Origin of the sequence: Vibrio sp. D3 (assembly GCF_043995865.1) — a bacterium.
In the GTDB taxonomy this organism is placed as follows: Bacteria; Pseudomonadota; Gammaproteobacteria; order Enterobacterales; family Vibrionaceae; genus Vibrio; species Vibrio diabolicus.
In genome coordinates, this window is the sequence record NZ_CP171886.1 from 476,455 (window position 1) to 496,930 (window position 20,476).

At 43.4% G+C, this 20,476-nt stretch carries 15 protein-coding genes, 1 tRNA gene and 2 pseudogenes; 7 read left to right on the forward strand and 11 right to left on the reverse strand.

What is annotated here, in order from left to right; genetic code table 11:
- Positions 1–38: 38 nt before the first annotated feature.
- The gene (locus ACHFJ9_RS02040) at positions 39–362 is read left to right on the forward strand and encodes a hypothetical protein (protein ID WP_046875977.1); all 324 of its coding nucleotides are present in this window, start codon (positions 39–41) and stop codon (positions 360–362) included.
- 55 nt (positions 363–417) lie between these two features.
- Here ACHFJ9_RS02040 and ACHFJ9_RS02045 read toward each other — a convergent pair.
- Positions 418–1,073 (reverse strand): annotated as a pseudogene (locus ACHFJ9_RS02045) (DedA family protein).
- A 575-nt stretch (positions 1,074–1,648) separates the two neighbouring features.
- Complete coding sequence (locus ACHFJ9_RS02050) at positions 1,649–2,167, reverse strand: DUF4136 domain-containing protein (protein WP_005397138.1); 519 nt, start codon at positions 2,165–2,167, stop codon at positions 1,649–1,651.
- Between the two features lie 371 nt (positions 2,168–2,538).
- Here ACHFJ9_RS02050 and ACHFJ9_RS02055 point away from each other — a divergent pair.
- Positions 2,539–2,613: transfer RNA gene (locus ACHFJ9_RS02055), tRNA-Gly, on the forward strand.
- Positions 2,614–2,630: 17 nt separating this feature from the next.
- On the opposite strand, the gene ACHFJ9_RS02060 is transcribed toward ACHFJ9_RS02055, so the two are convergent.
- Together ACHFJ9_RS02060 and ACHFJ9_RS02065 are read right to left on the reverse strand one after the other, a co-directional pair.
- Positions 2,631–3,488 carry a sterol desaturase family protein gene (locus ACHFJ9_RS02060; protein ID WP_395355000.1) on the reverse strand — a complete coding sequence of 286 codons (858 nt, stop codon included), beginning with the start codon at positions 3,486–3,488 and terminating at the stop codon, positions 2,631–2,633.
- Between the two features lie 7 nt (positions 3,489–3,495).
- Positions 3,496–4,506 carry a DUF2804 domain-containing protein gene (locus ACHFJ9_RS02065; RefSeq protein ID WP_395355002.1) on the reverse strand — a complete coding sequence of 337 codons (1,011 nt, stop codon included), beginning with the start codon at positions 4,504–4,506 and terminating at the stop codon, positions 3,496–3,498.
- Between the two features lie 302 nt (positions 4,507–4,808).
- Here ACHFJ9_RS02065 and gdhA point away from each other — a divergent pair, with 302 nt between their 5' ends.
- Positions 4,809–6,161, forward strand: coding sequence for an NADP-specific glutamate dehydrogenase (gene gdhA / locus ACHFJ9_RS02070; protein ID WP_395355004.1), 1,353 nt, complete (start codon positions 4,809–4,811; stop codon positions 6,159–6,161).
- A 75-nt stretch (positions 6,162–6,236) separates the two neighbouring features.
- Here the strand turns inward: gdhA and ACHFJ9_RS02075 are convergent, their stop codons facing one another.
- The 3 genes from ACHFJ9_RS02075 to ACHFJ9_RS02085 all read right to left on the reverse strand — a co-directional run bounded on the left by ACHFJ9_RS02075 (position 6,237) and on the right by ACHFJ9_RS02085 (position 10,121).
- A complete protein-coding gene (locus tag ACHFJ9_RS02075) occupies positions 6,237–6,704 on the reverse strand; it encodes an OsmC family protein (RefSeq protein ID WP_167427412.1) in 468 nt (155 codons plus the stop codon).
- Positions 6,705–6,802: 98 nt separating this feature from the next.
- Positions 6,803–9,160, reverse strand: a complete 2,358-nt coding sequence (locus ACHFJ9_RS02080; protein ID WP_395355006.1) for an ATP-binding protein — start codon at positions 9,158–9,160, stop codon at positions 6,803–6,805.
- Positions 9,153–10,121 carry a cytochrome-c peroxidase gene (locus tag ACHFJ9_RS02085; protein WP_395355008.1) on the reverse strand — a complete coding sequence of 323 codons (969 nt, stop codon included), beginning with the start codon at positions 10,119–10,121 and terminating at the stop codon, positions 9,153–9,155. The genes ACHFJ9_RS02080 and ACHFJ9_RS02085 overlap by 8 nt, the downstream gene beginning before the upstream one ends.
- Before the next feature lie 720 nt (positions 10,122–10,841).
- On the opposite strand from ACHFJ9_RS02085, the pseudogene ACHFJ9_RS02090 reads away from it, so the two are divergent.
- The 3 genes and pseudogenes from ACHFJ9_RS02090 to ACHFJ9_RS02100 all read left to right on the forward strand — a co-directional run bounded on the left by ACHFJ9_RS02090 (position 10,842) and on the right by ACHFJ9_RS02100 (position 15,915).
- Positions 10,842–13,490 (forward strand): annotated as a pseudogene (locus ACHFJ9_RS02090) (EAL domain-containing protein).
- A 255-nt stretch (positions 13,491–13,745) separates the two neighbouring features.
- Positions 13,746–15,122: an NfeD family protein gene (locus ACHFJ9_RS02095; RefSeq protein WP_085344417.1), complete on the forward strand. Its 1,377-nt coding sequence runs from the start codon at positions 13,746–13,748 to the stop codon at positions 15,120–15,122.
- A gap of 10 nt (positions 15,123–15,132) precedes the next feature.
- A complete protein-coding gene (locus ACHFJ9_RS02100; protein ID WP_395355011.1) occupies positions 15,133–15,915 on the forward strand; it encodes a slipin family protein in 783 nt (260 codons plus the stop codon).
- 84 nt (positions 15,916–15,999) lie between these two features.
- Here the strand turns inward: ACHFJ9_RS02100 and ACHFJ9_RS02105 are convergent, their stop codons facing one another.
- Complete coding sequence (locus ACHFJ9_RS02105; RefSeq protein ID WP_005392547.1) at positions 16,000–16,404, reverse strand: globin; 405 nt, start codon at positions 16,402–16,404, stop codon at positions 16,000–16,002.
- Positions 16,405–16,642: 238 nt separating this feature from the next.
- Here ACHFJ9_RS02105 and ACHFJ9_RS02110 point away from each other — a divergent pair, with 238 nt between their 5' ends.
- Complete coding sequence (locus ACHFJ9_RS02110; protein WP_258677925.1) at positions 16,643–17,299, forward strand: NAD(P)H-dependent oxidoreductase; 657 nt, start codon at positions 16,643–16,645, stop codon at positions 17,297–17,299.
- A gap of 103 nt (positions 17,300–17,402) precedes the next feature.
- Here the strand turns inward: ACHFJ9_RS02110 and choV are convergent, their stop codons facing one another.
- The 3 genes from choV to ACHFJ9_RS02125 form a co-directional block, all read right to left on the reverse strand.
- On the reverse strand, positions 17,403–18,581 hold the full coding sequence (choV, locus tag ACHFJ9_RS02115; protein WP_005392551.1) for a choline ABC transporter ATP-binding protein: 1,179 nt from the start codon (positions 18,579–18,581) through the stop codon (positions 17,403–17,405).
- A gap of 2 nt (positions 18,582–18,583) precedes the next feature.
- Entirely contained in the window at positions 18,584–19,426 is an 843-nt protein-coding gene (gene choW / locus ACHFJ9_RS02120) for a choline ABC transporter permease subunit (RefSeq protein WP_005392552.1), read from the reverse strand.
- 77 nt (positions 19,427–19,503) lie between these two features.
- Positions 19,504–20,442: a choline ABC transporter substrate-binding protein gene (locus ACHFJ9_RS02125; protein ID WP_005382646.1), complete on the reverse strand. Its 939-nt coding sequence runs from the start codon at positions 20,440–20,442 to the stop codon at positions 19,504–19,506.
- Positions 20,443–20,476: the final 34 nt, after the last annotated feature.

The following is a 20,476-nucleotide window of genomic DNA, read 5'->3' on the forward strand; positions in this document are numbered from 1 at the left end:
ACGCTCATTGTTACTAGAACCAATTTGAGGTCCATATAATGACAAAATTCGCTACGACTATCGCACTAGCATTACTATTTGCAACGGGCTCTGCCTTCGCTAACACAGAAGCAAAGCCAGAAGAAATGAGCAATGAGACTCTGCTAGAGTGTGCCAATGTTTCTAATGCACGTATTGCGGTTCCTGAACACAGAGCGATGTTCAGACACTACCTAATGTCTGAAAGAAACTATAGTTTCAGTCAGTTATCTTCTGCTGAGCTTGAATTTAAAGCAGCAGATAAGAATGAATCCGAAGTAGAAACTATCTACAAGTCTCAGTGTAAAGAGGTTGGCGAGTACCTATATAGCATTGGCTATTAAACTCGAAACCCTAACGACACTCAAAAAGAAAGGCGCATACATTGCGCCTTTCTTTTTACTGAGAAAACTCTGACACATCCTTGGATTTACAGAACGTTCGACGTGCTTTAACAAACAAGAAACTAAGCACCCCAATCACGAGAGTAATTATTGGGGCCGCCATTAATAGCATTGTGATCGTTTTGCTCATATTCTCTGGTAACAAGGGAAGCAATAAACCAAAACCGCACTCAACCACGCAAAGTAATGGAATTTACTAATACGTTTCACTCGCAACCCCATCATTAATGGCAATAGGGAACGAACAACCGGAATAAACCGCGCACAAAAAAGCGCAATCAATCCATGTTTACTGAGTAATACGTCGACCTGTTCCAAACGCTTTTGAGGAACCGCGCTTACCCAGCCTTGAACCTTAGGTAAGCGATTTAGCCACTTGCCTTGTAAGTAAGCCGCCCAACTTCCCAATCCCGCACTAACAGCTATCACCAACATTATCATTATTGGATCAAGGACACCAACCGCCGCCAGCGTACCGGATAATACGACGACACTGTCGCATGGGAATGGCGCAGCAGGAATAAAACCACTTTCCAAAAAGATAAGCGCAGCAACAACAAAATAAACCAATCCTGCACCGCCTGGCGCCATTAACGCCGTAAAATCTTGATGCCAAAAGGCACTCAAGACCTGAATTATCGAATCAAACATAAACCGCTCCTAAGCATAACTAACCAAAAATTGTAAAAACATGGAATGTGTTAGCGAGCATGTATAAAGCGGTATATGAGATTCGATTCTTTCCTCGCACCGATTCTGTATTTAGAATGAGTAAAAATACTTTCAACACAACGACCTAAAGCCTCATTGCCGATGCGTTTTAGCAGCCCCATCGAGTGAATTGCCGAACGATGTGTCCACCAAACTACAGCAAGCGTTTCAAACCATTCGAGTTCTACATCGTCGTTCGAGCTCGTTTCCTTAGAATGGCTAACCCTCAATATATTCCGGCTGTTTAAACTCGGATAGTCTTGTTGTATTGGAGAGGCAGAGTGTTCTGAAAAGTGCTTCGACTTAGCGTCAACAGCAATATTCTGGTTATGAAATGAAAGAAAATTTGGGTATGAGTGCGCCATACTCATGCTCGGAGCCAACAAGCAGAAAAGTAGTCCGAGTAAAGCAATCAGAGTCGTACGCACAAAGGTAACCAAAACCAAAATAATAAGTTCTTTTAACCCTGTGCGTAACGATTGGCAATTAGTATTCTTAATCGTTAAGAATACTAATTATTTTTCACCGTAAGGGTAGTTTTCAAACATTTTCGCAATTTCTTCTTCAATCAGAGATTCTCTTTTCTCAGAGCTCATAGACTCAGACAGTTTCCTGCTTGAAACACCTTTCCACACAACCTGATTAGCCTTTGCATCAACAAGCTCTACCACCAGTTTGCCATACTTACGTTCTTTGTATCGTTCCGGGCTTGAAGTGATCACGCCAAAGCTATTCCAACCATAACCGAAACTCACCGAAGACCCAGAAGAGACAAGCTCGGACTCTTCGACGATATCATGATGAACGTAAAGGTCCCCACCACTATTCACTTTAATTAGGCCCTTGTCTTCAAGCTGTTCAGCCAATCCTTGTTCAATACGTCGACCATCAATACTCGTAGGGGCTTCTGCTTGGGCACCGAAATCAAACGTTCTGTAAGCTGAAAAATCGGCTTGCTTATCAACATCCGTCGTTACGGTTGTACAAGCAGACACGAGCATCATCACCGCCCCTAATATCAAACCTTTCCACATGTTAAATCTCCTTTGGTTAAGCTGACTGTTTCAGCGGAATTACGGTAGTGCTATACATACGCTTCAGCAGTAAAAAGTAATCATTTCAATATCTAGTCTTGACCATGAAACCTGACTGTTCAATAAACGCGATTAACCTTTACACTGACAATCTTGAATATCATCAATGCCTAAACGCTAGTAGACAGTGTGTTTACCCCTAATTAGCAGCCATCGATTTTAGAAGCGGAATCGCTGACCCTCCTGAAAAACAGAGACAATGAACACTTTAACACCAAGACGCTACTTTTTTAGGCACCTGACAAACAATTGATGAGAAAAGACTTTTCTTTTTCGTTCAGTGTGGCATATTAGCTGAGTCCTATCGATGCGCGGGCATCGTATAATGGCTATTACCTCAGCCTTCCAAGCTGATGATGCGGGTTCGATTCCCGCTGCCCGCTCCAATCTCTTTTATCTCAATCTACTCAAAAGAATCCGATGGCGGAGCAAATAGACAGCACCAACGTTGTTTCCACGTTAAATTTGGTCGTGTTACGTCATAAAACATATCTTTCCATTCTGCAAACGTCACACGAATGGGATTAAAACTGTTTACAGGTTTAGAAATTCCATACCTAACGGTTTCCACTTCTGGTTCAAACGTTCCAAACATCCGATCCCAGACAATCAATACCCCCGCGTAATTTTTGTCGATGTACTGACGGTTTATACCATGATGAACACGATGATGAGATGGCGTGTTAAATACCCACTCTAGCGGTCCAAGCGAGCGAATTGATTGAGTATGAACAAAAAACTGTAAGCCCAGATTAAACAGCACAACGAAGACGACCCACTTAGGATCAAAGCCAATAATCACCAAAGGCAACCAGAAAATCCACATTCCCGCTAACGGATACATCAAGCTTTGACGAAACGCGGTGCTGAAATTCATTCTCTCCGAACTGTGATGGACCACGTGCGCAGCCCACATCCAACGAATACGGTGGCTAGCCCGATGAAACCAGTAATAGAAAAAGTCTTGCAGGACGACAAGTAACAAAAACGCTGAAACGCTCATTTCGATATCAAACAATCGCCAATCAAACCACCACAAATATAACTGAGCAATCATTAAACCTGTGAGTATGTCTGTCGCTTGGTGTAAGCCCGCAAGCACAAAATTACATACAACTTCCGGAATATAATACATCGCGCTTTCAGGCAAACGTCCCCTTCGTTGTCCAAACCAGTACTCTGCAACCATACATAAAAAGAAAACAGGCGCCAAAATCATCAGAAGTAATTCAGGGCGTTCCATCAACTGTGTCCAATCCATTGTGTTTCTACCATTTTGCATAGTGATCTTCAGTCAGACCTATGACTTCTTCTAACTGATGTTTGATACCATTCCCATCAACGATGTAGCCAGAGAAATAGCCGATATATTGACGAAAATTGCTTTTGAGAAACCAAAAGTTCTTCTTTTCTGAACGTCGGTTTAAAGGCGTGAACACTAGGTCAATCCGTTTGTCTTCCGACGTTATATACCATCTTTGTCCTTCATCATTTCGTGAAAATTGAAACTGAACAGACTGTAAAAAATGCCGTTCACCATTAATCCAGAATACATTTTCACAGTAGCCCGTTTCATTGACGCCTGCAGCTAAGTTCAGCCCCAATCGTCTGCCGCTTTCAAAGCAATTAATACTCGCCCAGCGCCAGCTTGTCTCCCGTCGCATGTACCCAGCGGAAAAGTCGTAACCAGCAGCCACTTCTGAGAGATCTTGTTCCTTTCCTAATATGAATAAATTGCCATCTACCGTTAACGCATTATGTTTCTGCGTATAAGTCCAACCCGCATAACCGGTTGGCGTACACAACATTAATGGCAAACTCATACTTTCTGGACGTAAGTAGAGATCAGCATTGACAGACTTTGTCACAAAGTGGACGTGCCAAATACCATTCTGAATAGAAAACTGAATACTTTTGTCAGCAAGATGGGCATGACTAGACCAACTGGAAGGCTGAGTTTGATAATCAATATTAAAAGGCTTTAACCACTGCTGCTCCACTAACTCATTATTTTGAATGTCAAACAGATAGCAAAAACCAGATGCTAAATACCTAATATCCGCAATCGCAACCCCAATCACGTAGTTAGGTGTGACCAAATTAACGAACTGAAACTGCTTATAGTCACAGTAACGGCGCCGCTTAGACGCTGGCTTATCCATCTCATCAAGGTAGGTAAACTTATCTAACTGTAAAGATGTGGGAATCCCATCAAGATGGCCAAACACTGGTAGACCGTTTTGCTGAATAAACGAGTCCAGAGTCTTAAGCTCATGCATATTTTTATCTTTTTCGAGTCAACACGCTCAAATGTTAACACCGAGTTAACAAAAACAGTTTGCGTGACAGCACAACAATATCGACTAATTTGGCTTCGGCTCGCTATATGTGAAACCGATCACTCAACCATCCAATCATGTCACTCACTTAATCTTCCTCATCAATACGACCAGAAGTTGGAAATTGAGCGTTCTCATCCGCAGGAAAGACCATTATAGCCATTGAGAATTGGTCAAAATCACTATTTAACGGGAATAAATTCATATAAACTGATTGCTTATTCATATCAAGGAAGAGATCTATGTCACACATACACGATACTATTGTTGCGTTGCAACACAGTAGCCCGGCTCAAAAAGAGTTTTACCAAGCCGTAGAAGAAGTATTAACTTCTCTCGCTCCAGTCATAGAAAGCAATAATAAATATAAAGAACAAGCGATTATCCAAAGAATCGTAGAACCAGAACGTCAAATCATGTTTCGAGTTCCTTGGGTCGATGACGCAGGGAATGTGCAAGTAAACAAAGGCTACCGCGTCGAGTTTAACTCCGCGTTAGGTCCATACAAAGGCGGACTGAGGTTCCATCATTCAGTGAACGCGAGCATCATAAAGTTCCTCGGCTTTGAACAGATTTTTAAAAACGCGCTTACTGGCCTTCCAATTGGTGGCGGAAAAGGCGGTTCAAATTTCGATCCTAAAGGAAAATCTGACGGTGAAATCATGCGATTTTGCCAATCATTTATGAACGAGTTATACCGCCACATTGGTCCTGTTACCGATGTTCCTGCTGGCGATATCGGCGTCGGTGCGCGTGAAATTGGTTATATGTTTGGTCAATATAAGCGATTGACGGGCCGCTACGAAGGGGTACTTACAGGCAAGAGCCTTCTTTGGGGGGGCTCACTTGTTAGGAAAGAAGCAACGGGATATGGAACCGTATATTTTGCGGAATGCATGCTCAATGACCGTAATGATTCACTCAAAGGCAAAACTTGCCTCGTTTCTGGCGCAGGTAACGTCGCTATCTATGCAATTGAAAAGCTATACCACATGGGAGCAACCCCAGTAACATGCAGCGATTCTAGAGGCACGATCTATCATGAGCACGGTATTGACCTGCAGCTCCTCAAGCAACTTAAAGAAGTGAAAAGAGCAAGTTTAGAAGAGTATTTAGACACTTACCCTGAAGCAGAGTATACGCCGTTGGGTGACTATCCTAATGAAGGGCATGCTGTATGGCGATATCAAGCTGACGCCGCATTCCCTTGCGCGACCCAAAATGAACTGACGTCAAACGATGCTCTTGCTCTTATCGATAATGGGTGTGTTTTGATTAGTGAAGGAGCAAACATGCCAACCACTCGTGATGCGGCCAATATCATCGTGGATTCCGAAATGGCTTATGGGCCAGCGAAAGCAGCCAATGCAGGCGGCGTTGCAACCAGTCAGCTTGAAATGGCACAAAATGCCAGCATGCAAAACTGGACCTTTGAGCAAGTCGATAGCCAGTTGCAGACCATCATGAAAAACATCTTTATTAACACAAACGAAACCAGTCGAGAGTTTGGTCAGCCTGGTAATTTAGTTTTAGGCGCAAACATTGCCGGCTTTAGAAGAGTCGCTGATGCGATGATCGAGCAAGGCATCGTTTAGTTCACAATAGCCAGCAGCCGGACTGCTGGCTTAACACTATTCAGTGATACACTGCGCTTTAACACAGAGTTTCATTTAATCCGCAATAAGCGTCGTCACTTCAGTTTTAACCGAATTGGCGATAAAACAATTCTCATGAGCCATGTGGTGCATTTTTTCTAATTGAGATCGTGTCGGTTGTTCATCACCAGCAAATGTGATCTTAGGGTTTAGTGTTACCTTAGACACCCATTCTTTTCCATTTTCACCTTTTGTCAGCTCTCCTACTGCTTCATCTAGGTAGCGATCCACAACGTAACGTCGTTTCGCCGCAATAGAGAGAAAAACAAGCATGTGACAACTGGAAAGTGCCGCAACAAATGCTTCTTCCGGATCAACGTTTTCTTCTACAGATAATGGCAACGGCACTACGTGTGGAGATGGTGACGCAGGGACTTGCAACCCGCCATCAAACTTCCAAATGTGCGCCCGACTATACTGGTTATCACTGAACACTTCGTCAGCTTCGCGATGCCATTCGATTAAAGCGGAATGCTTACTCATTCTAACTCCCTGATTTTCTCATTGACGAATCAACACATCCATTCACGTCATAGTAAACCATAACGAAACAAGGTAAGGAACGCATGAACTCAGAGACGTTACAAAATTTGTTGAGGATCGACGTTTTTTTTCTGTATGTCATCCAGAAGTCGATTAGCCTGATGGATGTTAACTTGTAATCGGTTGATTAGCATCTGTAACCGCTCAATTTCAGGAGTTTGCTTCGCTTTGAGCGCGTTTTCTAGCGCCTCCGTTTGTCCAGCTAAAATCGGCAAACCAAGGTTCAATGCCATACCTTTTGTTTTATGCAACGTGTCTTCTAGAGACGCGAAATCTTCAGCCATAAAATAATCAATAAGTTCATCAACCGATGATTCAAAATCGACAATAATACTTTTTAGTAGCTCATCTATCGCTTCCGGCGCTTCTTGCAAAGAAATGAGCATCTCTGAACTGGATAACTCTTCTTCTGTCAGCCGTAACTTCTCTATTGGCTTGCGCTGCAACTGGAGAACGTTGTTGTCATTCGTTAATGGTAAATTCTCTTTTGGTTCGAGCCTCGCAGCAAACTGTTTAAGAGCGTCCGAAAAGCTCTCTTGCTGTAGCGGTTTTGTAAGCACATGATCCGCTCCGGCTTCAATAAAGCTATCATGCGCCTCACGAAATACATCAGCCGTATACGCAAAGAGTAATGTCTTGATACCTAACTCTTGTCGAATCACACGCGTCGCTTCAACACCATTCATCTCAGGCATGTGATTGTCCATCAAAATCAGATCATATTCGTTATCTCTCGCCTTTTTAACCGCCACCAATCCGTTTTCAGCAACATCGACCTCATGTCCCAACTTTTCGCAAAACCCTTTCGCCACAATGGCGTTCACTCGATTATCTTCAGCAAGCAATATCTGCAAATTGTGTGTTTTCTTGCGCGTTTTTGGGGGCTCTTGTGCCTTTGGAAGTTCGCATTCAACCCAAGGAATGGGCAGCTCGACGATGAATTGACTTCCGACACCCTCCACACTTTTCAATGTAATCTTACCATCCATCAAGCCAGTTAATTTTTTAACTATTGCCAAACCAAGCCCTGTGCCTCCAAATTTTCGGGTAGTTGAAGAATCGGCTTGCTCAAACGAGTTGAAAACATGTTCTTGCTTGTCTAGCGCGATACCAATACCAGTATCACTCACAATCATCACCAAGCAATGATTTACCTTATCAAGTTCTGTTCTGATTAACACATGCCCCTCACTGGTAAACTTCACCGCGTTGCCAGCAAGATTAAACAAGATCTGTCGTAAACGTGCGCAGTCTCCGGTAAATTCAACGTATTCAGGCACTTCATTTTCCACGATCAATTCGATATTTTTTTCATCGATGAGCGGTTTTATTGCGCTACACACAGGAGAAATGACTTGGTCTAAATTGAACTTAGCCTGCTCAAATTCCAGTTTGTTTTCTTCAACTTTGGAGAAATCCAAAATATCGTTGAGAATCGTCATCAAGTGTTGGCCAGAATCAAGAATGACTTTCACGTACTCTTTAGTCGTCGGCTCTTTGGTTTCCTCTGCAATCATTTGAGAAAGACCTAATACACCATTCATCGGCGTTCTTAATTCGTGACTCATTGCGGCGAGAAAACTTGATTTGGCTTTTGCCGCTCGCTCGGCTTTATTTCGCGCCTCCTCGATTTCGAGGTTCAATTGTTTCAAGTTGTACATTCGATATTGCGATTGATACAAGAATGCACTGACTAACAACATCACGGCAATAAAAACAAACAACCAAGTGAAACGCGCTTCACTTTGGGCAATATTGAGCAGCCGATGCTCCGCATCCTCGATAAAAACAAAGTATCCATGATCAAGCAGTTCATTCGTGAGTAGTTCTATCCTTTTATCGCTCGCTTGAAGCCGATCTAAGAAATTGGCTTCACTTTCACTCTCAACTACGTTTTGTGTCAAAAGCAGTTGGTTGAGAAACTCAAAATAGTGATGCCCACTCAACGTCTTTCCGGTATCGGTAGAAATATCTTGCTGATATAAGTTGAATAGCATTAATAACGCGTATTGATTCTCTACCTGAACGCCAATCAACATATCGAGCTTCAGCGTTGTATCAAGCACACGGTTTTTGAATAGATTGAGCGTATACTCAACTTTTTTATGATTGGGCGTCACAGGGAACCAAACTGACTCCCTTGATGAATTTAGCAATTTCTCTGCAGCGACTTCTATATCCACTAAAGATGTCGTCAGTTCATAGTTCTTCCTATCTTCAACCGCATATCGATTCACGATAACATCGCGCTCTTCAATCAACTTGTGCCCAATATCCGTCAACTCCGCGTGGAATTCTTGTGCACTTTTTGAATTCACATGTGACATGTACGCCAATACACAACACGTCAGCATGGCAATAAAAAAGCAGATATTAACGAGTTTGAATTTACTCATTTTCCAACACCTCTAAAATCACGGGTCTGGGTGCTGTCAAGGACTGTAAGAACGCTTCAATATCAGCGACACTTTCATCGCTCATCGTAATACCGAGTTGCGTTTTCGCCATAATCTGTATCGCCTCGGATAACTGGTCAACTCGCCCGTTATGAAAATAAGGGCTCGTTAGGGCGACATTACGTAAACTGGCGACTCTAAAATAGAATTGTTCTTCACTTTCCGTCGTAATCAGGTGTCGTCCCGAGTCCTCTACTACTGGCTTATCTTTGAAATAGGCGAACCTTTGTATCATCGCTCCGCCAATATTTTTGCCCTGATGACACTGTACGCAACCTGAAGACTGAAATGTTTTCCACCCCCTAATTTGCTGCTCACTGAGGACATGGGTGTAACCCAGTAAGTAGGCATCGAATGGTGCACCTGGAGTTTGGAGCCCTTCGACAAACTCCACAATAGCGGACTTGATATTATGAATATTAATCGGTAGCTCACCATCACGGCTAAATAGCGCTTGATAACGTTCGCTTCCTTTCACGTACTGCTCTATTGTTTGCCAGTTTGAGTCCATTTCTATTGGATTGTGGATTGGCCCATCAATCTGAGCCATCAAGGTGTTTTCGGTACCATCCCATAAAAAACGATAATTTAACGCCGCATTAAACACTGTGATGGAATTTCGAGTTCCATCACCTTTCACTTCTGTAGAAACTGGTGTATTTTCAGCGCCATTGGTTTGCAAGTTGTGGCACGTCGCACAACTGACGCTACCGTTTGAAGATAGCTGAGGATCACGAAAGAGATGCCAGCCAATTCTCGCCAGCTTAATATCTACGACAGGGTCACCTTCTATCGGCTGAACTAACGAAATATCACCTAGCACCTTAGCATTTCTTGCGATTGTTGCTTGGCTCAAAATGAGTGCCACAACAACTAATGTGATTATGCTGAATTGCCTCATCAACTGCATACCTTACACTTGCCATTAGTATGAAGTTAGTTGCATTTTTAGGTTTTTTCCATTAATGGAAAACGGTTACCAGAGCTGCACGTGGAGGGACTTTTATTTAAAGCTCAGATAAGGAGCAAATGACGAAGGCGAGTAACGAAGAATTGACTCGCTTCGTGGAGTTATGTGTGCATATTGAATTCTAGATTTAGCTTATAGAAGCCAACAACCTTTGAACCCAAGTAATCTCACCATAGGAGATGAGATCGAAGATAGTAAAGAAAATGGCACAGATAATGGCCAGTTTGACCAAGCGTTGAACAATAAACATCATAATTACCCATCATTTTTTCGCAGTTTACTATTACAAAAGAAGTTTAGATACAGAAGAAAAGCACTAGTTACACTAATAGACTGTTTTATAAAAAGATTTATACCTTTACTAGCTGCACGATTAAACCGTAATTTGAATGCGCGGTACGTTATTGAGCATTTTAATTGCAAACACGAAAATCTAGTAATTAGAGCAAACGTTTCACTTACCATATCAGCTCAGCAAATCCTTCATTTTATCTCTATAATTTGAATCTATATCAACAATTTCTGTTAGAACATGTCGTACACTTTCAGTGAATTAACATCTATAACTATTTTTTAATGAAAACACTTCGCTTGTTTAACTTGAATCTTCGCTATAAAACCGCCTTATACTTTTCATTAGGACTGCTGGGCATGGTCATCAGCTTCCTTTTTATTAGCCGTTATTTTTTCCTGTATAGCTTAGATGAGCTCGAAGACATGGAAATTAACCATGCGAATCAGCAAGCACTCGCTGTCATCGACATGATGGTGAGCCAGCAAGAAAGCGCCTCATACGATTGGGCGTACTGGGACGAAACATACGATCTGTTTGTTGATCGTGATATTGCTAAATATACCGAGCGAAACCTTTACACAGAGAGCATTGATGCGTTAAACCTCGATATGATGGCGTTTATCACGACTAATGGACAAACCCTGCTCTCCTTGACTCGTGAGGATAACCCCGACACTTCTTCAGAACTCACCGCTAAAATGGCGAATCAACCTACTCTTCAAGATTACATCAAGTCCATGAATCACAAGCTTGATATCCATAGAGAGAGCATCTCAGGGTTGTTTAAAATCAACGATACTATTTGGGGTCTTAGCCTCAGCCCAGTTAGAAATAGTGAAGGCGACCGCCCTTCTAACGGATGGATGCTTTGGGGAAGAAACCTATCTTTGCGCTTCCCTGGAGACTTTAAATCCATTTTAACTGCGGAAAACTCATTAGAGACGCAGATGGTAAGTGGATCAGACAGTAGTGAGATGCGGGATATAGAGAAGACCTCGCGGTCAATAACAAAATGGGCCTCACTCTCTGATTTATCTGGTGAACCAATCGCATGACTAAAAACGAAAACACAGCGAGAGCATTATGCGAAAGGTAATACGCTATTCATGTACCTGTTTGCAACGGTTGGCGTTGTGGCATCAATCATCGCTGCGGGTACCTACATCACGTTTAAAAATAAGGTCGCCACTCGCTTTAATCATTTTGCTGAAGGAATAAGCGAAATCGCCTCTCAATACCAGCTTGAAGGCTTGCATTCTGTAAAAGTAGACGAATTAGAGTTAGCGACAAAACTGGTACAAAAGCTCTCTGAAAATACATCGTTAACCCAACTGCAATTGAAAGACTCGATGGAAAAGTTTGGTGCTCTGTACCATAGCTCCTCACTGGGCATGCTAATTGTTATCGATCGTAAAATTGTCGATGTAAACCAACGAGCGTTAGATCTGTTGAGCTACAGCAAATCGCAATTGATAGATCGTCCTCTAGACACCTTGTGCCCATCGGAGGACGATGAATGTCGAGTTGACGCCATGTTCAGAGAGCTGAAAAACGGTAAAACACAATTCGAAGCGCAAGTGCTCGATAGCAATACCGAAGAAATCGACTGTTTGATAGAAGCCACGCTCATTCAACATCATGGTCAAAGTGCACTGATGTTGTTGCTTCAGGATATGAGAGAGACAAAACAGCAAGCAGAAATGATCCAAAAACTCACCGACTTTGATCCGGTATCCGGTTTCTGTAACCGTCCTGTCATTCTCAATGCACTGCACGAGCTCGTAGAGACACGGCCAAACCATTTTTCGTTTGTGTACATTAACAGTAAGACTCTCAAGCAAATTGCAGGGGTATACGGTCACCTCATTTTTGATGAAGTGATTCAATACATCGCATCCGCAATACGCGAGCAATTAGGGGCATTCCAAATAGGCCGAATTAGTGAGCATGAATTTATCGTTTTGATTCCAGATATCGAGCACCACCAAAAAGCGATAGATGCTACCAATCGATTACTGAATCATTTGTCACATAAGGTCCAGCTCTCCGGGATCATGATGTCATTAGACAGTAAAGCGGTGATGATGGACCTAAACATTACTCACCAGTCTGTCGAGCATTTGCTGCTTGCAGCACGTTTCTCATCACAATCCGCTAAGGGTCGCCACTCTCACGAAGTATTAGTCATTGATGAAGAACTATCAGAGCAAGCGGAAACCTCTATGATGATCAATCGCGATTTAGAAAATGCCATTAGACAAGATGCGATTAAACCGTTTTTCCAGCCTATCGTGGATGCTAAAACCACTGAAGTCATTAGCTTCGAAGCACTTGCTCGTTGGCAACATCCAACATTAGGGATGATTTCACCAGAAGTATTTATTCCGATGGCAGAACAAGGAAAACTTATCGTCGAATTGGGAGAGTCCATTCTCAAACAATCGTGCGAATTTATCAGTCGGCTCAATGGAGTTCGTCATGCGCAAGGTTTGTCGATGTTAAGCGTGCATGTGAACTTAAGTGCGCAGCACTTTTATCATTCAGGACTGATGCCCTACCTAAAAAAAGTGATGGCTCAATACAACCTCTCTGCGGGCCAGCTTGTGCTTGAAATTACCGAAAGTATGTTGATGGGCGGAGAAATAGAATCAATCCAAAGCATTCAAGACATCAAGCGACTTGGTGTTGGACTCGCTTTGGATGATTTTGGTACTGGATACGCATCATTCAGTAGCGTATGTAATTTTCCATTGGATATTGTGAAGCTGGATAAATCTTATATTGACGAGATTGAAACCAATGACAGAGCGAAAACACTGGTAAGAAACATTGCCAACATGTCTCAAGAGTTAGGGTTAACGATTGTCGCCGAAGGTGTTGAAACCGCGAGCCAAGTACGCAAGCTTAAAGTTTGGAATATTGATGAGTTGCAAGGGTTTTACTTCCACAAACCGATGCCTGCCGAGCAAGCACTCGTTCAATTTTCTCGCCACGTAAACAGTTAGTCTCTCTCCTCTAAAACACATTAGGAAGGCAAAGTGATTACCGTCACTTTGCCTTTTTGTTGAGCCTCTTCACACCAGACGCCCCACGATTCGTGACTACCGATATTCATATTAAGGCCCGTAGCCTCAGATGTGCCATGATAAATGCTGATATGACTAATTCGAGTGATCAATTACTTATTTGCACTAGTATTACTGCGTATATACTTGAATTAGGTTTTCAAAAAGTCCCTGTGACCGCACAAGGAGGACTGCATGAAACGACTATGGATATGGGTCTTACCTTTACTTTTGTTTGCTAGTCAAGCACTGGCCAATACTGTCTGGATTGTTCCCGTCAAAGGCGCTATAGGTCCTGCTACTAGCGACTATTTGTCTCGTGAGATAGAAGAGGCACAACTCAACGGTGTCAGTTTAGTGATCTTAGAGATGGACACTCCTGGCGGCTTAGACAGCGCAATGAGAGATATTATTCACGCAATTACCACCTCCTCCACTCCAATTGCAACTTGGGTTGGCCCGTCAGGATCTAGAGCGGCTAGCGCAGGGACGTACATTTTACTCGCCAGCCACGTTGCTGCCATGGCTGAAGCCACTAACCTTGGCGCGGCAACACCCGTCGCGTTAGGTGGTGCCCCTCAGCCCCCTTCATCGGATGATGGCAAAGATCAAAACGCGGAAGAAACGTCAGAAGGAACCAACGAAAGTTCAGAGAAAGTTCCTGCGAAAACCGCGATGGAGAAAAAGGTGATTAATGATGCTAGAGCCTATATTAAAGGCTTAGCAAAGCTTCATGGCCGAAATGCAGAGTGGGCAGAGAAAGCAGTGAGCGAAGCAGCGAGTTTGGACGCCACAGAGGCATTGGAATTAAACGTTATTGATTATATAGCCAACTCACCAGAGGATTTAGTCAAAGCCATTGATGGACAAACAGTTAAAGTTAACAATCGTGATGTGACATTGTCACTGGAAAATCCCGTATGGATTGAAAGAACACCCGATTGGCGAGCAGAAATGCTAGCCGTTATCACAAACCCAAACGTCGCCTACATCCTGATGCTCATTGGCATCTACGGTTTGCTTCTTGAGTTTTACAACCCGGGCATTGGCTTACCCGGCGTGTTGGGTGGTATTTGTTTGCTCCTCGCCATGTACGCGTTACAAATGATGCCTGTGAACTACGCTGGGCTTGGTCTGCTGTTACTCGGAATTGCACTGATGATCGCAGAAGCATTCAGTCCGAGCTTTGGCATTTTGGGCTTAGGTGGCGTTGTCGCCTTTGTGCTCGGTTCCATCTTCCTCATGGACAGTGAGTTGCCAGGGTTTCAGATCGCCCTTCCTTTAATTTTCGGTATTTCTATCTTTTCTGTCGCGCTGATCGTGTTGACGGTCGGCCTGCTGCTCAAAATACGACGACGACGTGTGACAACAGGTTTAGAAACTTACCCTGGGAAAATCGCTGTCGTGAGCGATGACTTTATCGATGGCGAAGGGCGCGTTCAACTCGATGGTGCGCTATGGAGAGCCAAAACCAAAGACCATCAACAACTCAAACAAGGTGATCATGTCACCATTGTGAATGTGAAAGGGCTGACCTTAACCGTGATGCCTGATGACCGCCAAAATAAATAGGAGGCGCTTTATGATGCTCTATACTGTTGCGGTGATCGTGGTGCTGTTGTTCGCACTTGCGACCCAAATGTTTAAGGTTTTGAGAGAGTATGAACGTGGAGTTGTATTCTTTCTTGGTCGCTTTCAAGAAGTAAAAGGCCCTGGCTTAATCATTCTTATCCCATTTATCCAACAAATGGTACGGGTGGATTTACGTACTGTCGTTTTGGATGTGCCGACACAAGACTTGATAACCAAAGATAACGTGTCTGTGCGGGTCAATGCGGTTGTTTATTTTCGCGTAGTCGATCCTCAAATGGCAATTAACAACATTGAAAGTTACAGCGATGCCACCAGCCAGTTAGCGCAAACCACGCTGCGATCAGTATTAGGTCAGCATGAACTGGATGAATTACTATCAGAGCGCGAGCGTCTCAATAAGGATTTACAATCCATCCTCGATCAACAGACTGATGACTGGGGCATCAAGATTGCCACAGTTGAAGTCAAACATGTTGATTTAAATGACAGCATGGTCAGAGCGCTAGCGCGTCAGGCCGAAGCAGAACGTAACCGTCGTGCGAAAATCATTCACGCTACCGGTGAGCTAGAAGCTTCTAATAAATTAAAAGAGGCAGCTCAAATGCTCAACGAAGCGCCGAATGCGCTGCAATTGCGTTACATGCAGACACTCACGGAAATCACGACAGACAAAACATCGACTATTATCTTCCCAATGCCGATCAACCTTGTCGAAGCCGTCAGTGATATCGCTGAAGCGGTAAAAAATAATAAAGAGACACAAGACAAATAAAAACCATATTCAAGGAAGTAACTACCTTACACGTTACTTCCTTGCTTTAACTTGCTTGTTTTCGAAGAGCATTTAGTTTCTCTTTTAGTGTTTGGAGCACTCCCGCTTCATTACCGACAAACCTGTGTTAAAACAAGCTCTCCACGCTGTTTCGACATCATCGTCGTATTCAAAATCACATTCTTGAACCGTTTCGATAAGGCTTTCAAACCAAACATCAATATCCTGTGGTTCAATGCCAATATCGGAACTCGCATGCTTCTTACCATATTTCTCCACCATCTTGTGCGCCTCGTTAGAGGTATCGGCCATCATAAAAAACACTATAGATCCTCTAAGCATTCGCACCTGTTGGTGCATGTCGACACCATCAAACTTTTGTCTAAAGCTTGTACTTTTTGACCATAAATTCTTGTAAAACAAGTCGAAAAAGCCTTGGTTCGCGATACAACGTTCATAACTATCGTTGAAAACTTGAATCACGTTCATGTTGCTCTCCATCACTCTCTTAATATGAGTGTAATTTAATAATCATCAAAAGCATCTAAATGATGATGCCTAACCCTATGAAGCACGCCAATTTTCAATAAAAAGTAAAAAGTGATTCAAATAAACGCCCTCTTATCAATGAAAAAATATCCCGTATTATGAATCCATATTCGAGGTACGCATGGTTGTCGATGCTAAGCGCATCCTCATTTGTCACAAAAATAAAAAGGATACAAACGTGTCTCATCAAATCATTACTGATCTAAACAGCCGCTACACTGCGAAAAAATACGACGAAACCAAACGCGTTTCTCAAGAAGATATGGCAATCATCAAAGAAGCACTCCGTCTTTCAGCGTCTTCGATTAACTCGCAACCGTGGAAATTCATCGTGATTGAAAGTGATGAGGCCAAGCAACGTTTCCACGATACATTTGCAAATATGCACCAATTTAACCAGCCACACGCGAAAACCGCGTCACATACGATTCTGTTTGCGTACGATCCAAACTTCACCAAAGAGAAGTTCGCGAAACGTGTGGATGCCGAAGTAACGTCTGGCCACCTACCGGAGGAAATGTACAACAACTTTATGGGCGCCTACGCTTTTGCCGATGCAAATACGGATGAAAATGGCTTTAACGGAAACTGGACAAAAGCACAAGTCTATTTAGCGCTAGGCAATCTACTACACACATTGGCTCGTCTGGGTATTGACTCAACGCCGATGGAAGGCGTAGATCCAACACTGATTGGAGAAGTATTCAAAGAAGAATTAGAAGGCCATGTCTGTGAAGTTGCACTGGCGATTGGCTACCACAAAGACGGGGAAGATTATAATCATGGTCTACCAAAAGCTCGCCTTGCGATGGATGATGTAATTACGACTCTATAGTCGACCGTTTCCTTAGCTTAACTACTTAACTCATTGTTTAAACCAAAAAGAGCCGCACTAATGTGCGGCTCTTTTTTAGCTTGGCTTCAACTCTACTCTAACTTTATGCCACTTGCTCAGACTTAAAATTACCAAGCAATGCATCGTAAAGCTCGTTGTCGCTTAACACACCAACTAACTGGTTGTCCTCCACCATAAGCAGAGGCTGATTGCTGCGCTGCTTAAGCTCAATCGCTTCTCGCATACTGATTTCCGGGCTAACCTGAACCAGCGAATTTTCGTTTACCTCATCAAGGTTCGAAGAATCGCTCTTCCATTGAACCAACGACTTATCTGTACCCGCTAAGCTTAAGCCTTTGCTCTCTTGGGTCACCCAAATATCTTTGTCAGGGCAAATTAGAACACGCTCATCTTCACGAACTAAGTCGTCACGCATCAAAGAGCGTCCCTTAAGTACGTTCAATGGATTAGTGTGGGCAACAAAGTCAGCCACATAATCGTTTTCTGGAGCAAGAATGATCTGTTCTGGCTTGCCGTGTTGAATCAACTTTCCTGATTCCATAATGGCGATGTTGTTACCGATTTTAAGCGCTTCATCCAAGTCGTGGCTCACAAAAAGAATGGTTTTGTTTAGCTTTTCTTGAAGCAGAATCAATTCATCTTGAAGCTGAGCACGAATCAATGGGTCAAGCGCTGAAAACGGCTCATCCATTAACAAGATATCTGTGTCCATCGCGAACGCTCGCGCTAGGCCAACACGCTGCTGCATACCACCAGAGAGCTCGTGCGGGAATTTCGTTTCCCACTCAGACAAACCGACCATTTCGAGCTGTTCACGCGCTTTTTTACGGCGCTCTGCTTTGCCAATGCCTTGCATTTCTAGACCAAACGCAACGTTATCTAATACCGTTAACCATGGCATCAATGCAAACTTCTGAAACACCATGGATACGCGGTGAGTACGAAGGTGGCGCAACTTCTGTTCGTCACAGTTAGAGAGCTCAACCATGTCGTCGCCGTCTTTAATTTTCAGAGAGCCACGAGAAATTTCGTTCAACCCGTTAACTGTTCGCAGCAAACTTGATTTACCCGAGCCTGAAAGCCCCATCAAAACACAGATCTCACCCTGTTTCACGTTCAGCGAAACATTATCAACCCCAACCACTTGGCCAGTTTCGTCGATGATTTCTTGTCGAGACTTGCCTTGGTCTAGTAGTGCTAACGCTTGTGACTGCTGCTGACCAAAAACCACATCAAGATTTTGAATAGTAATAGCGTCCATGATTAAGCCTCCTTCTGGTTTGGTGCTTTACACAAGCGGTCAAGAATGATGGCGACCAGTACAATCGCTAAACCCGCTTCAAAACCTTGCGAGATGTTTACGGTATTCAGTGCACGTACGACTGGCTTACCAAGTCCATCAGCACCAACAAGCGCCGCAATGACAACCATAGAAAGAGACAACATAATGCACTGCGTAACGCCAGCCATAATACTTGGCAATGCCGCAGGCAACTCCACCTTAAACAGTAGCTTCATGCGGCTGGCACCAAATGCTTTACCCGCTTCAAGTAGCTCCTCCGGCACTTTAATAATGCCGAGGTACGTCAATCGAATTGGCGCAGCGATAGCGAAAATGATGGTCGAGATTAGACCTGGGACAATACCCAATCCAAACAGAACCAAGGTTGGAATTAGGTAAACGAATGTCGGGACGGTCTGCATTAAATCGAGTATTGGCCGCAACAAGGTGTATAACCAAGGACGGTGCGCCGCCATAATGCCCAACGGCACGCCAATTAATACGGAAATCGTTGTCGCTGCAAACACAAGGACAAAGGTTTCCAGCATTTCTTGCCAGTAACCAAGGTTGAGAATTGCGAGTAAGGCCAACACGATAAATACGACAAGAGGAATGCTGCGATGTAAGAACCAAGCAATTGCCGCCGTCATAATGATTGGCGCTGCAGGTGGCATCCATTTAAAAATGTCCACCACGAAAAGAATGATCGTTTCAAGTGTAATAGAGATTGCATCGAAAAAACCCGATGCATTGATGGTTAACCAATCGACGCCAGTTTCCATCCATTGGCCCAACGGTAGTTTGTTGTCCGTAATAAAATTCAAAATAAAACCTTTGTGTTAATGAAGCGGGCAAAACTCTGCCCACTTTCTTTTAAAAAAACGAGCTCAAATACTGCTTATTAAGCGTTTGTTTTTAAGTAGTTTGTAATAGCTGTTAGCGCATCTTGGCCATCTACCGTTTTCACGCCCTCTAGCCACGCTTCAATTTGCTCTTGGTTTGCATTCAACCATGCTTGCGCTGCTTTTGATGGCTTCTGTTTCTGGTTAAGAATCGCTTCCATCAGTTCATTTTCCATTTCTAGGTTAAACTCTAGATTTTTCACTAGCTGACCTACATTTGGACACTCAGCGAGGTAATTTTTACGTACGTTTGTGTAGACGTTCGCGCCGCCGTAGTTAGGACCGAAGAAGTCATCACCACCCGCTAGATATTCCATTTCAACGTTACTATTCATTGGGTGCGGCGCCCAACCTAGGTACACAATCCATTGATTGCGGCGTGCGGCACGTGATACTTGAGACACCATGCCAGCTTCACTGGACTCAACTAGGCTGAAATCTTTTAGGCCGAATGCGTTGCTATCAATCATTGACTGAATTAAGCGGTTGCCATCGTTTCCTGGTTCAATGCCGTAAATGCGGTCTTTAAATTTGTCGGCATGTTTTACTAGGTCAGCGAAGTTGGTCACGCCTGCGTCATAAACGTATTTTGGAACCGCTAGCGTGTATTTTGCGCCAACGAGGTTCGCGCGTACGGTTTCAACGGTACCTGCATCACGGTATTTCGCGATATCACCTTCCATCGTTGGCATCCAGTTACCTAAGAAAATGTCGATATCGCCATTAGCCATAGAGGAGTAAGTTACAGGCACAGACAGAAGATCAGTCTTCGTTTTGTACCCCAACCCTTTAAGTAACTCTGATGTAACGGCAGTGGTCGCAGTGATGTCAGTCCAACCTACATCTGCGAAACGAACCGTTTCACATTGGTTGGCGTAAGCGCCTGTTGCTAAAGTACTTAGTGCAATTGTTGAGAAGATTTTTGTCATCTTAGACATGTTGAATTCCTTGTAATGATTACTGATTTTTTCA

What these genes read in the sequence shown, in the direction of transcription:
- ACHFJ9_RS02075 (WP_167427412.1), bottom strand. Translation starts at nt 6,704, where the DNA reads ATGAGTAAGCATTCCGCTTTAATCGAATGGCATCGCGAAGCTGACGAA.
- ACHFJ9_RS02085 (WP_395355008.1), bottom strand. Translation starts at nt 10,121, where the DNA reads ATGAGGCAATTCAGCATAATCACATTAGTTGTTGTGGCACTCATTTTG.
- ACHFJ9_RS02095 (WP_085344417.1), top strand. Translation starts at nt 13,746, where the DNA reads ATGAAACGACTATGGATATGGGTCTTACCTTTACTTTTGTTTGCTAGT.
- ACHFJ9_RS02040 (WP_046875977.1), top strand. Translation starts at nt 39, where the DNA reads ATGACAAAATTCGCTACGACTATCGCACTAGCATTACTATTTGCAACG.
- ACHFJ9_RS02050 (WP_005397138.1), bottom strand. Translation starts at nt 2,167, where the DNA reads ATGTGGAAAGGTTTGATATTAGGGGCGGTGATGATGCTCGTGTCTGCT.
- choV (WP_005392551.1), bottom strand. Translation starts at nt 18,581, where the DNA reads ATGGACGCTATTACTATTCAAAATCTTGATGTGGTTTTTGGTCAGCAG.
- ACHFJ9_RS02105 (WP_005392547.1), bottom strand. Translation starts at nt 16,404, where the DNA reads ATGAACGTGATTCAAGTTTTCAACGATAGTTATGAACGTTGTATCGCG.
- gdhA (WP_395355004.1), top strand. Translation starts at nt 4,809, where the DNA reads ATGTCACACATACACGATACTATTGTTGCGTTGCAACACAGTAGCCCG.
- ACHFJ9_RS02060 (WP_395355000.1), bottom strand. Translation starts at nt 3,488, where the DNA reads ATGGATTGGACACAGTTGATGGAACGCCCTGAATTACTTCTGATGATT.
- ACHFJ9_RS02125 (WP_005382646.1), bottom strand. Translation starts at nt 20,442, where the DNA reads ATGTCTAAGATGACAAAAATCTTCTCAACAATTGCACTAAGTACTTTA.
- ACHFJ9_RS02065 (WP_395355002.1), bottom strand. Translation starts at nt 4,506, where the DNA reads ATGCATGAGCTTAAGACTCTGGACTCGTTTATTCAGCAAAACGGTCTA.
- ACHFJ9_RS02100 (WP_395355011.1), top strand. Translation starts at nt 15,133, where the DNA reads ATGATGCTCTATACTGTTGCGGTGATCGTGGTGCTGTTGTTCGCACTT.
- ACHFJ9_RS02080 (WP_395355006.1), bottom strand. Translation starts at nt 9,160, where the DNA reads ATGAGTAAATTCAAACTCGTTAATATCTGCTTTTTTATTGCCATGCTG.